Origin of the sequence: Eggerthella sp., from assembly GCF_048329335.1 — a bacterium.
Taxonomy (GTDB): domain Bacteria; phylum Actinomycetota; class Coriobacteriia; order Coriobacteriales; family Eggerthellaceae; genus Eggerthella; species Eggerthella lenta.
On record NZ_DBFEGU010000183.1, the window covers coordinates 1 to 12,738 of the forward strand.

Here is a 12,738-nt window from a genome sequence, read left to right on the forward strand (position 1 = left end):
CCTCACGCCCCCGCCGGTTCCCACCGACGTCAAGGAGGAGAAGGACTGCGACGTGCTGGTCATCGGCATGGGCATCGCCGGCACCGCCGCGGCGAAGGAAGCCGCCGAAGCCGGCAAGAAGGTCATCGTGCTGGAAAAGCAGCCGGAAGACAGCTACTCGGTCATCTCCATGGCCGGCGACTTCGGCGTCGTGGGATCCCAAATCCAGAAGGACCTGGGCATCGAGTGGGCTCCGAAAGAGGACATCTTCAACGAGTTCGTCAAGGAGACGGGCGGTCGCTGCGACACCTGGATGATGAACTACTGGTACGACCACTCGGGCGAGGATTTCGACTGGTTCATCGAGGGCGCCGACTACGAAGTGCTGGAATCCACCGCGGCCAACCGCAAGACGGACAAGCCGAACTTCATCCGCCCGAAGTGCTTCCCGCCGCTGGAAACCTACAACTACAAGGAAGAAGTCTACCCCTACTTCCACGGCACCATTACCACGAACCCGAACATGCAGTGGGCGTGCGAAGCAGCGTTCAACGCAGCCGTGGCCGGCGGCGCCGAGCTGATCTACAATGCCGAGGGCGAGCAGCTGATCGTGGAGAACGACAAGGTTGTGGGCGCGTACGCGAAGACGCCCGACGGCTACCTGAAGGTGAACGCCAAGGCCGTGGTGCTGTGCTGCGGCGACTACGGCGCGAACCCCGAGATGCGCCACTACTACGCGCCGTGGACCGAGGAGTTCATGGGCGGCGTCGATGACGGCCGCGGCCAGCTCATGGGCATCTGGGCCGGCGGCTGGATGGAGCTGGGCCCCCACGCGCCGATGACCCACCACATGGGCGGATCGCTTGGCGTCGACAGCTTCCTGCAGCTGAACATGGAGGGCAAGCGCTTCATGAACGAGGACGTGCCCGGCCAGAACATCGCCGCCGAGCACACGCGCCAGCCCGTCGCGAAGGACCCCGAGCTGGCGAAGGCCGGCGTGAAGGCGTGGCAGATCTTCGACAGCAAGTGGCCCGAGCAGATCATCCACATGCCCGACGGCCACGGCTACACCACCTACTTCGTGCCGGATGACCAGGCCGCCGAGTACGAGACCGTGCTCTCGGGCTTCGGCTTGGGCTACACGACGCAGGCCATGGTGGACGAGCGCACCGACGTCATCGCGAACTCCCTGGAGGAGCTGGCCGAGAAGACCGGTCTGCCCCTGGAAACGATGAAGGCCGAGATCGAGCGCTACAATGAGCTGTGCCACAAGGGCATCGACGAGGACTTCGGCAAGATGTCCAAGCGCATGTTCCCGGTGGAGAACCCGCCGTACTACGCGTGCAAGTTCGGCAACGCGGGCATGCTGGTCATGTTCGGCGGTCTGGAGTGCGACCACGAGCTGCGCGTCACCAAGGACGGCACGAACGATCCCATCCCCGGCCTGTACGTGGCGGGCAACACGATGGGCCGCCGCCTGCTGGTGGATTACCCCGTCGTGGTGGCCGGCATCAGTCTGGGCAGCGCGCTCACCTTCGGCCGCCTGGCCGGCAAGAACGCCGCCGCGGCAGTGTAGGCAACCCCTACGCGAGGCGTTTCCCTCCCCCCTTCCAGACGCCTCGAGAAGAAGCGCCCTCCCCTTCCCGGGAGGGCGCTTCTGTGTCTGCAGTGTGTCAAATGACCCGTCCCCTTGACACAGTCACACGTCCATACTGCTATGACATCTTCCAGAAGTCCTGAACCAATGCTTGGCGGTTCGCTTGACCGGTTTTCTGAAGGATGTTGTGCACGTGCACTTTCACGGTGCTCAGTGCCAGATGCATAGACGACGCGATGTTCTGGTTGTCGTTGCCCAGCAGCACGTAGCGCAGCACCTCGCATTCGCGCTCGGACAGCTGGTGGCGCTTGCCGTACATCATGAGGTTGTCGTCTATGAGCTCTTCCTGTCGCCCTCCGCCGCGCATGGGCGGTCGGTCGAAGCGCAGCGACAAAACCCGGAACGCGTCGCGGCACGCGAAGAACGCGCAGCACAGCATCAGCGCGTTCTCGGCGAAGTTGCGCTCGGGAGCGTACGCGCGCGGCCCGATGAAGATAGGATCGGGCAGCAGGAACACCAACGCGTCCTCCACCACCACGGACAGCCCCAAAAACCACAGCGCCCCGTACAGACCCAAATGACGTCGAAGGCGGGCACGCTCGGCAGCGTCCTTCGACCTCAAGTACCATGCCCCGGCGAAAGCCAGCATCCAGAACAGGTACAACGCTCTCGGACTGTAGAACGCGAAACTGCGCAAGCCGCCTTCGGGCACGATCAGAAGCACCGCGACGCTGGCCGCAACGAACACGACCGCCGGAATCACTTTGAGCGCCTTGCGCGTCTCGCCCACGTAATCGCACACCAGCAACCAAAACGACGTGAGGAACCCGCAACCGGCCAACACCATCAGCAGCGACATGATCAGCGCATACGCAGGCCCAACTCCGGCATCGGCACCGGTGAAGAAATCTCGTTGAAACACCCATGCCACATCGAAGAAATAGAACAGGAAACCAAAGGAGGCGTACAGCATCGTTCGCTTCCTTGAAACAAGGTAAGCAGACAAACACGTGGCCGATGTCAGAATGGATCCTAACAGCACGAAAAGCGTGTAATGGAAGAGCACGAAACCCACGGAGCGGCACCTCTCTCAAACGCGAAGCGACTGCCTAAACCTTCCTCCCATGATACACGAAACAACCGCTCTGGGAATCGGGCGTGAAGCCCTCTGCTTTCGGCCTGCGAACGCTGCATTTTGCGATCAAGCCTGCGATCAGCAGTTTAGTAGAGGTTTATCGACCCGCTTCCCGACGGTAAACCTTCTTTGTTTGCCGGTAAACCTCGTTTACATCTTTTCTTCACTATCGGGTTGGAGCATGGTGGTGCCAACGCGCCGAACGGCATAAAGGACCGCACGGCGACTTGGCGAAGATTGGTTCCCTGCGGAACCGACGTAAAGGAAGAAGGAGGGTTGCACATGTCAGGAGTGAACGTCAAGAGCGAGATCAAGCCCTTGAAGAAAGTCCTGCTGCACCGCCCGGGAAAAGAGCTTCTGAACCTGACGCCGAACACGCTCGAAGAGCTGCTGTTCGACGACATCCCGTTCTTGAAGGTCGCCCAGGAGGAGCATGACGCGTTCGCGCAGGCTCTGCGCGACAACGGCGTCGAAGTGTTTTACCTGGAAGACCTCATGGCTGAGGTTCTCGAGGCCAACCCCGAGCTGCGCGAGCAGTTCCTCAAGCAGTGGATCGAAGAGGCCGGCATCCGCACGGATCGCTACCAGAAGATCATCTTCGACTACATGCAGGAGAACTACCCCGACGCCAAGGACTTCGTGCTGAAGACGATGGAGGGCATCAACCTCACCGAGCTGCACACCGACAAGTCCAACTCGCTGGTGGACCTGGTTTCCGAGTCCTCCAAGATGGTCGTGGCCCCCATGCCGAACCTGTACTTCACCCGCGACCCGTTCGCGATGATCGGCAACGGCGTGTCCATCAACCGCATGTACTCCGAGACCCGCAACCGCGAGACCATCTACGGCGAGTACATCTTCACGCACCATCCCCTGCTCAAGGGCACCCCTGAGTACTACAGCCGCTACAACACGTTCCACATCGAGGGCGGCGACATCCTCAACATCAACGACAAGGTGCTGGCCATCGGCATTTCCCAGCGCACCGAGCCCGATGCCATCGACGCCATCGCGAAGAACATCTTCAACGATCCGACGAGCCCCATCGAGACCATCCTGGCGTTCAACATCCCGAACTCCCGCGCCTTCATGCACCTCGACACCGTGTTCACGCAGATCGACACGGACAAGTTCACCATCCATCCCGGCATCATGGGCCCGCTGACCGTCTTCGAGATCACCGCTGCGGGCGAGGGAATCAAGGTCAAGGAAGTGAACGGCACGCTGGAGAGCATCCTGGAGACCTACGTCGGTCATCCCGTCGAGCTCATCCCCTGTGGCGGCGGCGACCGCATCGCGGCCGAGCGCGAGCAGTGGAACGACGGCTCGAACACGCTGTGCATCGCCCCGGGCAAGATCGTGGTGTACGAGCGCAACGACGTCACGAACAAGGTGCTGCGCGACAAGGGCCTCGACCTCATCATCGTCCCGTCCGCCGAGCTGTCCCGTGGCCGTGGCGGCCCGCGCTGCATGAGCATGCCCATCGAACGCGAGGACTAAGCTTTTCCATCGCCAACAGCGGTTGCGCGCGATTCGCTCCGCGCAACCGCCTCCTTTCCCCAGGCGCCCCCTGTGCTGAATCCGGTCCCAAATGGCGAACGAGAACCGGGTTCAGCACAGGGGGCGTTCTAAGTTTTTCAGCAGCAGGCGGGCAACGGCGCGGGGCGATTCGGGATTCTGGCCGGTGATGATCCTTCCGTCCTGAATGGCGTGCTCGGCGAACGGGCGCTTCTTGCGAAACACGGCTCCATGTGCTTTCGCCACCTGCTCGTTCCAGAATGGGATAACAGCGCTTTTACCGCTGAGGCGCTCCTCCATCGCGGTAAAACCCGTGATGCTCTTTCCCTCGATCAGGTATCTGGAACCTTCCTTCACGTACAGCAGCCCGGCGATGCCATGGCACACCGTGGCGAGGTAGCCGCCGTTGCCGTACACCTCCAAGCAGAGCCGTTCAAGACCCTCGCTGCTGGGAAAATCCCACATCACGCCATGACCGCCCGTGTAATACAGGGCGGCGTATTCGCCAGGATCCACGTCGTCGGGACGCATCGAATGCGCAAGAGCTCTCTCCTGGAAGTCACGCGTGCGGTACAGCGCGAACGCAGCGCGATCGACGTACGCAGGCTTCATGCTGCGCGGGTCGAGCGGCACGTAGCCGCCCTTGGGGCTGACGAAATCCACCGCATACCCGCGCTGAATCGCCTCGTCCATGAACTCCGCAGCCTCCCCCAACCATAGCCCCGTGGCGACATTCCTCTCCCCGTACGCAGCAGTGTTGGTCAGGACAATCAGAATCTTCTTCACAGCGCGCTCCTCATCGACACCGTCACTGCGTCCGAGCATACGACGGGCGCTGCTCGAAGATCGCGTTCGCCGTCATCCGTAAGTGCCGCGTCGCCAAACGGCATCCAGGATGCCATGATGCATCGCTCCTGTTCAAATAGCATGTAAAGAACTTTTGACAAAGCATGCCGGGGATGGAACGCCCTGCGTCAAGGCCATTTGATGGTACACTTTGCCGCGTCATGGCAACCTATGATCAACGAAGGGAAACGCATGGAGCTCGGCAGTCAGATCAAACGTCATCGGACGGAACGAGGGCTCTCGCAAGACGACCTCGCCGCGAAGATCTACGTTTCGCGCCAGACCGTCTCGAGTTGGGAGAACGACAAAACCTACCCTGACGTGGAAAGCCTGCTTTTGCTCAGCGTCCTCTTCGACGTTACAGTCGACGAACTGATCAAAGGAGACGTGGAAGCCATGAAGGAAGCAATCTCGAACGACTACAAGAAGATGATGGCACTCGCAACCGGAGGCCTGATCATCGCCCTGTCAGGAGCCGCCGCCTTTCTTGGGGGAATATTCTTCTGGGATTGGGGCATCGTTCCGTCCAGCATCATCGGCCTGCTCATCTGGGGCATCGGGATGGCGATGCTGGTCGTGGTCGAGCGCATCAAGAAACAGCACGACCTGGTCACCTATCGCGAGCTGGTGGCCTTCTCGAAAGGCGAGCCCGTCGACCGCGACAATCCGCGCAGCCAACGCGCCCGCCGGCATCGCGTGCTGCGCGGCGTGGCGTACACCCTGGCGGGAGCAGCTGTCGGCGCCCTCGCCGGCTACTTCGGATCTATGTTCTTCCTCGGGTAGCGCGCAGCACGAACGTTTTTCTATAAGCCGCCGGCATGGTTTGCTGACGGCTTATATCTATAACTAAATTAGTCATGGACAAAATGTGGCGCTTTTCTTTATGTTTCTATGAGAATATATGAAACGACAACTCTTTCACCAGGCGTTTTCCAAAACACGATGTGCGGCCTATCCGATTTTCCGGCAAAACCTACTGAAAAGTGCCCGCTTTTGTCCATGATCATATTAATCATATTTACAGGCGCCTGAACTATGCAGGTAAGGGGCCCGAAGTTCAGGCTCCTTACCTGCTTTTCTACCACCAGCCGTTACTGGTTGCTCTTCGCCTTCGTCTGGACCTTCTCGCCCTTGTCGACGGCGGAGCGGCCGCCATGGTTGAAACCGGTCTGGATGACGCCCTGGGTGTTGCCGGTGACGAACTTCGCCTTGTTCAGCGTGTCCATCTCCTTCTTCATGTCCTCCACCAGCTTGATGCACAGCTGCATGGAGAAGTCGGCGCGCGCCACGACGCGCTGGACGGTGGTGTCCTGCATGTCGGCGGGCATCGGGTACGCCGGCACCAGCCAGCCGCTCATGCGCAGACGGTCGGACAGGTCGTACAGCGACCACTCCACGTCGGCGTCGTCCTTCAAGCCCCAGCACACGATGGGAATGTGCGACGCGTCCTCGTAGATCTCGAAGATGCCCATCTCCTTGAGCTCGGCGGCCAGGTAGCGCGCCACGTCGAGCGTGCGCTCCTGGATCTCCTTGAAGCCCTCGAAGCCGTTGCGCATCAGCACGTAGTACTGGCCCACGATCTGCGACGCGGAGCGCGAGAAGTTGATGGCCATCGTGGCCTCCTCGCCGCCCAGGTAGCTCACCCAGAAGATCAGGTCCTCGGGCAGCGCCTCCTTGCTGCGCCACACCACCCAGCCGATGCCGGGGTACACGAGGCCGTACTTGTGGCCGGAGCAGTTGATGGACCACACGTTCTTCAGCTGGAAGTCCCACACCAGGTCGGGCTCCACGAACGGGGCGAACATGCCGCCCGACGCGCCGTCCACGTGAATGCGGATGGGCAGCTTCGGATGATCCTGGTTGTACGCCTCCACCAGCTCGTCGAGCTTCTGCACGTCGTCGAACTTGCCGGTGTACGTGATGCCGAGGATGGCCGTGATGCCGATGGTGTGGTCGTCCACGTAGTCCATGACCGTGTCCATGTTCAGCGACAGGTGGTCCTTCTCAAGCGGCACGAGGCGCATCTCGATGTCCCAATAGCGGCAGAACTTCTCCCAGCATACCTGGTAGCCCGCGGAAATCACCAGGTTCGGACGCTGCTCGGTGTAGATGTCGATGCCCGCGTCCTTCGCCAGCTTCTTCCAGCGGAACAGCATGCCCAAACCGCCCAGCATGCAGGCCTCGGACGAGCCGACGGTGGACGTGCCCATGGGCTCCTCGTCGGGGTTCGCGTGCCACAAATCGCCGATCATGGCGACGCAGCGGTTCTCGAGGTCGGCCGTCATGGGGTACTCGTCCTTGTCGATGGCATTCTTCTCCATCGTCTCGGCCATGATCTTCGTGGCCATGGGCTCCATGTACGTCTGGCAGAACGTGGTGAGGTTCTGCGTGGCGTTGCCCTCGATTGACAGGTACTCCTTGATCATCTCGTACGTGATGCGCGGCTCGACCGGCTGGGCGTTCATCTTGAGACGCGGCATGGCCACGTCGGACGCCTCGGAACCGAAGATGGGCGTCGAGTACTTGGTGCCCTCGTCCATGCTGTCGAGAATCTTGCTGGTAGATGTCTGTTCCTTCATGAAAACCTCCTGGTTCGAAGTTTGATACCTGGTTGTTCGCTGCGCGCTAGCGGGCCGGCTTGTCGGTGTCGATGCTCGTCTCGCGCTGCGGATCGGGCGTATCGGGGTCGGCCTGGGGAACGCCCTGCCCGACCACGCCCTCCGTCACGCTGGCGCGCAAGCTGGGGTCGCCTTCCGCCGTTCGGTCGATCAGATCGTCGCGCACGTCGGCGGCATCGGCCGCAGACCGTTCGGCACCGGAGCTGGAAGCCGCATGCCGCGAGGCGGAATCCTCGTCCGAGACGTCGCACGGAACCGGCATAGGGTTCTGCGGCGTGGGCACGCCGCAGGCCGGAGGCTGGGACATCTCGTGCGCACGGCCTTCGTCCACGGTAGGCGTGCGCAGCGGGTCGGGGGCACCGTGCGGATCCTTCGCGTCCACAGGAATGGGTCCCGGCGGGCGGCTGGTCACGCCGACCACCACGCTGGAAATGCCCTGCGCCACGCGCTCGCTCAGACCGCCACCGGCAACCGCGCCGCTTGCTCCGGCCGATCGCGGCGTGCCCGAAGCATCACGCGGGCCGCCCATCGCGTCGCGCGCCTTCGTGCGCTTGTTGATGGGGCCCGAGGTGCTCGCATCGGTGCGGACATGAGCGCCCTGTTCGGGAGCCGCGGGACGCGCGGGCATGGCAGCGCCCGAAGGCGCGGCAACCGTCGCCCCTACCGGCACGACAGGCTTCGGCTCCCAACGATGACGCAACGCGTATATGATGAAGGGGATAGCCACCGATATCGCGAACGCCACGCCCAGCGTCGCCTGGTACACCGCGTTCGACTGCGCGTCCAGGTTCGACGACGGGAAGAACGAGATGATCAACGTCGCCACGGTCATGATGAGGCCGACGCCCGCCACGATGGCCTTGAACGGCGTGCCGCCGGGCAGCTGGAACGAGCGCTGCAGGTTCTTCTTCTTGAAGATCAGATAGAAGTACCCGAGGAAGAACAGCACGTATCCCACCAGGTAGATGACCACGGTCAGACCGATGGCCGTCAGGTAGCCCACCGACGAGCTGGATCCGCCGGACAGCGCGATGGATCCGCACAGCACCGCGTCCCACACCGTGACGATGACGGCTTGGATGACCACCGTCTTCACCGACACGCCGTGCTTGTTAACCTTCTTGAACGACGGGGGCAGGATGCCGTCGTGCGCCGTATCAAGCAGCGCGCGCGACGGGCCCACGATCCACGCCGAGATCTCGGCAAGCACGCCCAGCGCCAGCAACAGCGCCACCACGAACACGATCCAGCTCATAGACGGGCCGATGTGCTGCACGAAGATGGCGCGGAACGCCTCGATCACGCCGAACGACAGGTTGCCGTCCAGAACCGACGCCGGAAGCGTCGTGGCCACGGCCAAGCCGCCCAGCGCGTCCAGCGCGATGGTGAGGATTGCCAGCACGATCATGGCAAGCGGGTAGTTGCGGTTCGGGTTCTTCAGCTCGTTCACATGCGAAGCGGAAGCCTCCACGCCCATGTACGCCAGGATGAACGACGCGAAGATGACCAGCGTGTCCACCTTGCCGAAGTCGGGCACGAACGTGGCCGCGTCCATCTTGATCTGCGAGACGCCGCCCGTGGCGAAGTAGATCACCAAGCCCACCAGCAGCACTAGCACGGGCACGATGATGCCGCCCACGAAGCCCACCTTCGAGATGCGCGCCGTGTACTTCGTGCCGCCCAGCTGCGTGAGCGTGAGCAGCCACACGATGGCCGCCACGCCGAAGAACATCACCAGCGGGTTGTTGTACAGCGCGTCCCACCTGAACACGTAGGCCAGCGCCGCCAGGATGAAGAACGCCATGGTGACGAACCCAACCGTGATCTGGAACCACTGGAAGAACAGCGCGGCGAAACCCCACCGTCTGCCCAGCGTATTGCCCACCCAGGCGAAAATGCCGCCCGATTCCCATCCTTTCACCGTGGCCATTTCCGCAGCGCACAGCGCCACGGGCAAGAACCACAGGATGCCGCCGATGATCAGGAAGAACACCAGCTGGAATCCCGACGACGCAAACGACGGGTACTCGTATACCGTCATCACCATGGAAGCCGTGATGGCGAAGAATCCGAAGAACGTCAACGTGCGTTTGAACGACGGCCGGCTCACCGAGCCCACCGGGCCCGCGTCAGCCGAAGACGCCTCCGGTGCGTGACGAGTATCGCTCATGCTGCCTCAACCCCTTTCCTCACCTAGGACGCGATGTCGCGCCGCTCGCGAACACAGCGGCGCGACATCGCAATCGATGCGTTTCTTGCATCCGTTCTACCATTCAGGCTGGAAAGAAGAACGGCGACGGGAGGGCGTTCACCCTCCCGTCGCCGAAACGTGAGTTGCTGGATTACTGAGGCGCGCTACAAGCGTTAAGCTTCAGATGCCTTGATGTAGACTTCGACGGCATCGCGCAGGATATCGGACGCGAACTTGCGCACGTCGTACCCCTCGGAAATGGCGGCCACTGCCGCGCCGTCTACCACGGTGCCCACCATACGTGGCGGCATATCGATCTTTGCGCGTGCAAGGATGCGCTCGATGGCGGCATCGAGCGAAACGCGGCCCTTCTGGTAAGCCTCGGTGACCACGTCCGATTCGGCCGCGGCAATCAGCTGCCCGTAGTGAGCCGAAGGCACCACCGATTCATCGGGCAAGCAGGCGCGAATGAGCAGGTCGATTACATGACGACGACACTCTTCAGGCTCAAGGCCTTCGGCAGCCGATGCCGCTTTCTCTGCACGCTCGGCCCACAGCTGAATATTGTAGCGACCGGCCTCGTGCAGCAACTGCGTCACCGAGTCGAAGTAATATCCGACCGATGACGAGGCCGCACCGGCCCACTTCGCCACCTTGCGATACGTCACGGCTTTCGGCCCCTGCTCGCGCAACAACGCCGCCGCGGCCAGCACGAGCGACGTGCGCGTGATCTGAGCTTTCAAAGACTTCGGCGTCTGCGATGTTTCAGCCATTCGTCCTCCATTGTACGGGCGGCGCGAGCACGCCGTCTCATGAGCGAACGCCGTCCGGACCAGCAGGTCTGGACGGCGCCCGTTTGTATCAGCACTATCGTCGTGCAGACCGCAGGGCCTTACACTTCGGACAGATCCTTACCCGTATGTTCGTGCGATAGTATCATCGCCACCAGCGCGACACAAGACACGCCGACCATGTACCAGGCAGGCGCGAGACCGGAGCCGGTAGCGGCGATCAGAGCAGTCGAGATGAACGAGGCGGAACCGCCGAACAGGGCGTTCGCCAAGTTGAACGACAGGGCGAAGCCGGTGTAGCGCACCGCCGTCGGGAACGTCTCGGTCAGATAGCTGGACAGCGTACCGTCGTTGATGGTAAGCGCCAGGCACAGCACCAGCTCGACGGCCAGCACCGTGAAGAATTGCGCAGTGTTCAACAGCATGAACGCCGGCACCGTCAGCACGATGAACGACACACAGGCGATGATGAGCATCTTCTTGCGCCCGAACTTATCGGACAGATGCCCCATGCCGAAGATGAACGCCACGTACGCGACCAGGCAGATAGTGGTGATCAGCGACGATTCGTTCGCCGGCATCATGACCACCGTCTCCAGGTAGACCGGCAAGTACGTGAGAACCACGTAGAAGCCCACCGCGTTCAGCATGGCGGCACCGAAGGAGATGATGAGCTCCTTCGTGTGATGACGGAACAGGTCGCGGATAGGATGATTCGAGTCGTCGGTCTTGGAGATAGCAGCCTGCATCTCCTGATACGTCGGCGAATCCTCCAGCTTGGTACGAATGTAGTGAGCGACGAGACCCAGCGGTCCTGCCAACAGGAACGGGATGCGCCAGCCCCACTCGTTCACGGCTGCGTCAGGCAGGATCGTGTACATGACCGTGGCGAACGTAGAGCCCACCAACAGGCCCACGGCCGTCGAAGCAGGCACGAGCGAGCAGTACACGCCGCGCTTGTCCGAGGGAGCGTACTCAGCCAGGAACGTAGCAGCGCCGGCATACTCGCCGGAAGCCGAGAAACCCTGGATCATGCGGAGCAGCAGCAGCAAGATGGGGGCGGCGAGGCCGATGGCCAGGTAGCCCGGCAGCAAGCCGATGCAGAAGGTAGCGCCGGTCATCAGGAAGATGGACGTGGACAGGGCCCACTTGCGGCCCTTCTTGTCGCCCATGCTGCCCCAGAAGATGGCGCCGATGGGGCGCAGCAGGAACGAAAGCGCGAACACCGCGAACGTCTGCATGAGCGCAAGCGCCGGGTCGTCGCCAGGGAAGAACACGTTGGCGATGACCACTGCGAAGTACGAATAGGTTGCGTAGTCGAACCATTCGATGAAGTTCCCAAGGAACGATGAAACGGCTACTTTTCTGATAGTGGAACGTTGGTCGTTAGATCCCATGGTAATCCCCTAAGAAATTAGCAGCTTCGTTAGAAGTACACGCAAGCTGTCGGCGTATCTGGTGCTCCAAAAGAAGCCCCTTTCGATAGTCGGAAAACGCCTTAACCTGAGGTTATCATACCGCAAAAACGGCAATACGAGGTAAACCTGTAACCTTTTATATGCGTTTGAACCGTCGAGAGCCCTGCCCCGAAAAGGCGTGGAGCCCGTTTTGCAGCAAACGGGCTCCACCTAAAATGCCTCGTGAAACGCATAATTTTGGACGTGCTGCGTTCTCGCTGACAGGCCGTAGGGCAACCCGAAGGTTCAACCGCAAAAGACGATCAGTACTCGTCGAGCATATCCACCTGGGCCTTGCTGGCGCGCATGATGAAGCTGTGCTTGGCCTTCTGACCGCCCTGCGCCAGCTTGCGCAGGATGAAGCGCTTGAGGCGCGGGTAGTCGCTCATGCCGTACCAGGCGAACGCGGTGCCGCCCGTGTAGGCCTCCACGATGCTGTGGACGGGCAGGCCGGCGTCGCGCTTCGCGTCGAGGGCCAGGTACTCCTGGATCTCGGCCGCGCACACGTCGCGGATGACCTCGGCGCTGATCTCGAGGTCGCGCGCCAGCTGCCTGAGCTGGTAGGCCACCTCCGCGTCGTCGGCGTGCGGGAAGTACGTCACGTCG

General features: G+C 61.7%; 9 protein-coding genes and 1 pseudogene. 3 read left to right on the forward strand and 7 right to left on the reverse strand.

What is annotated here, in order from left to right; genetic code table 11:
- Positions 1–1,555, forward strand: a 1,555-nt coding sequence (locus ACMO6A_RS06015) for an FAD-dependent oxidoreductase (protein WP_418470903.1), incomplete at its 5' end; no start/stop codon positions are given.
- Positions 1,556–1,694: 139 nt separating this feature from the next.
- Here ACMO6A_RS06015 and ACMO6A_RS06020 read toward each other — a convergent pair.
- Entirely contained in the window at positions 1,695–2,549 is an 855-nt protein-coding gene (locus ACMO6A_RS06020; protein ID WP_021409887.1) for a helix-turn-helix transcriptional regulator, read from the reverse strand.
- A gap of 444 nt (positions 2,550–2,993) precedes the next feature.
- Here ACMO6A_RS06020 and arcA point away from each other — a divergent pair, with 444 nt between their 5' ends.
- Positions 2,994–4,211: an arginine deiminase gene (arcA, locus tag ACMO6A_RS06025; RefSeq protein ID WP_114526286.1), complete on the forward strand. Its 1,218-nt coding sequence runs from the start codon at positions 2,994–2,996 to the stop codon at positions 4,209–4,211.
- A 111-nt stretch (positions 4,212–4,322) separates the two neighbouring features.
- On the opposite strand, the gene ACMO6A_RS06030 is transcribed toward arcA, so the two are convergent.
- Positions 4,323–5,015 (reverse strand): type 1 glutamine amidotransferase domain-containing protein, encoded by a 693-nt coding sequence (locus tag ACMO6A_RS06030; protein ID WP_181870924.1) that lies wholly within the window; start codon positions 5,013–5,015, stop codon positions 4,323–4,325.
- Positions 5,016–5,267: 252 nt separating this feature from the next.
- Between ACMO6A_RS06030 and ACMO6A_RS06035 the strand changes: the two genes are divergently transcribed.
- Entirely contained in the window at positions 5,268–5,858 is a 591-nt protein-coding gene (locus ACMO6A_RS06035) for a helix-turn-helix transcriptional regulator (RefSeq protein WP_114519784.1), read from the forward strand.
- A 308-nt stretch (positions 5,859–6,166) separates the two neighbouring features.
- Here ACMO6A_RS06035 and ACMO6A_RS06040 read toward each other — a convergent pair whose 3' ends face one another.
- The 5 genes and pseudogenes from ACMO6A_RS06040 to ACMO6A_RS06060 form a co-directional block, all read right to left on the reverse strand.
- Positions 6,167–7,654, reverse strand: a complete 1,488-nt coding sequence (locus ACMO6A_RS06040) for a glutamate decarboxylase (protein ID WP_114557206.1) — start codon at positions 7,652–7,654, stop codon at positions 6,167–6,169.
- A gap of 46 nt (positions 7,655–7,700) precedes the next feature.
- Entirely contained in the window at positions 7,701–9,863 is a 2,163-nt protein-coding gene (locus ACMO6A_RS06045; protein ID WP_418470904.1) for an amino acid permease, read from the reverse strand.
- Between the two features lie 194 nt (positions 9,864–10,057).
- The gene (locus ACMO6A_RS06050) at positions 10,058–10,657 is read right to left on the reverse strand and encodes a TetR/AcrR family transcriptional regulator (RefSeq protein ID WP_009305729.1); all 600 of its coding nucleotides are present in this window, start codon (positions 10,655–10,657) and stop codon (positions 10,058–10,060) included.
- Positions 10,658–10,776: 119 nt separating this feature from the next.
- On the reverse strand, positions 10,777–12,072 hold the full coding sequence (locus ACMO6A_RS06055) for an MFS transporter (protein WP_009305728.1): 1,296 nt from the start codon (positions 12,070–12,072) through the stop codon (positions 10,777–10,779).
- Positions 12,073–12,395: 323 nt separating this feature from the next.
- Positions 12,396–12,738, reverse strand: a pseudogene (locus ACMO6A_RS06060) (hypothetical protein); the annotation flags it as partial.

What these genes read in the sequence shown, in the direction of transcription:
- arcA (WP_114526286.1), top strand. Translation starts at nt 2,994, where the DNA reads ATGTCAGGAGTGAACGTCAAGAGCGAGATCAAGCCCTTGAAGAAAGTC.
- ACMO6A_RS06055 (WP_009305728.1), bottom strand. Translation starts at nt 12,072, where the DNA reads ATGGGATCTAACGACCAACGTTCCACTATCAGAAAAGTAGCCGTTTCA.
- ACMO6A_RS06035 (WP_114519784.1), top strand. Translation starts at nt 5,268, where the DNA reads ATGGAGCTCGGCAGTCAGATCAAACGTCATCGGACGGAACGAGGGCTC.
- ACMO6A_RS06045 (WP_418470904.1), bottom strand. Translation starts at nt 9,863, where the DNA reads ATGAGCGATACTCGTCACGCACCGGAGGCGTCTTCGGCTGACGCGGGC.
- ACMO6A_RS06050 (WP_009305729.1), bottom strand. Translation starts at nt 10,657, where the DNA reads ATGGCTGAAACATCGCAGACGCCGAAGTCTTTGAAAGCTCAGATCACG.
- ACMO6A_RS06040 (WP_114557206.1), bottom strand. Translation starts at nt 7,654, where the DNA reads ATGAAGGAACAGACATCTACCAGCAAGATTCTCGACAGCATGGACGAG.
- ACMO6A_RS06020 (WP_021409887.1), bottom strand. Translation starts at nt 2,549, where the DNA reads ATGCTGTACGCCTCCTTTGGTTTCCTGTTCTATTTCTTCGATGTGGCA.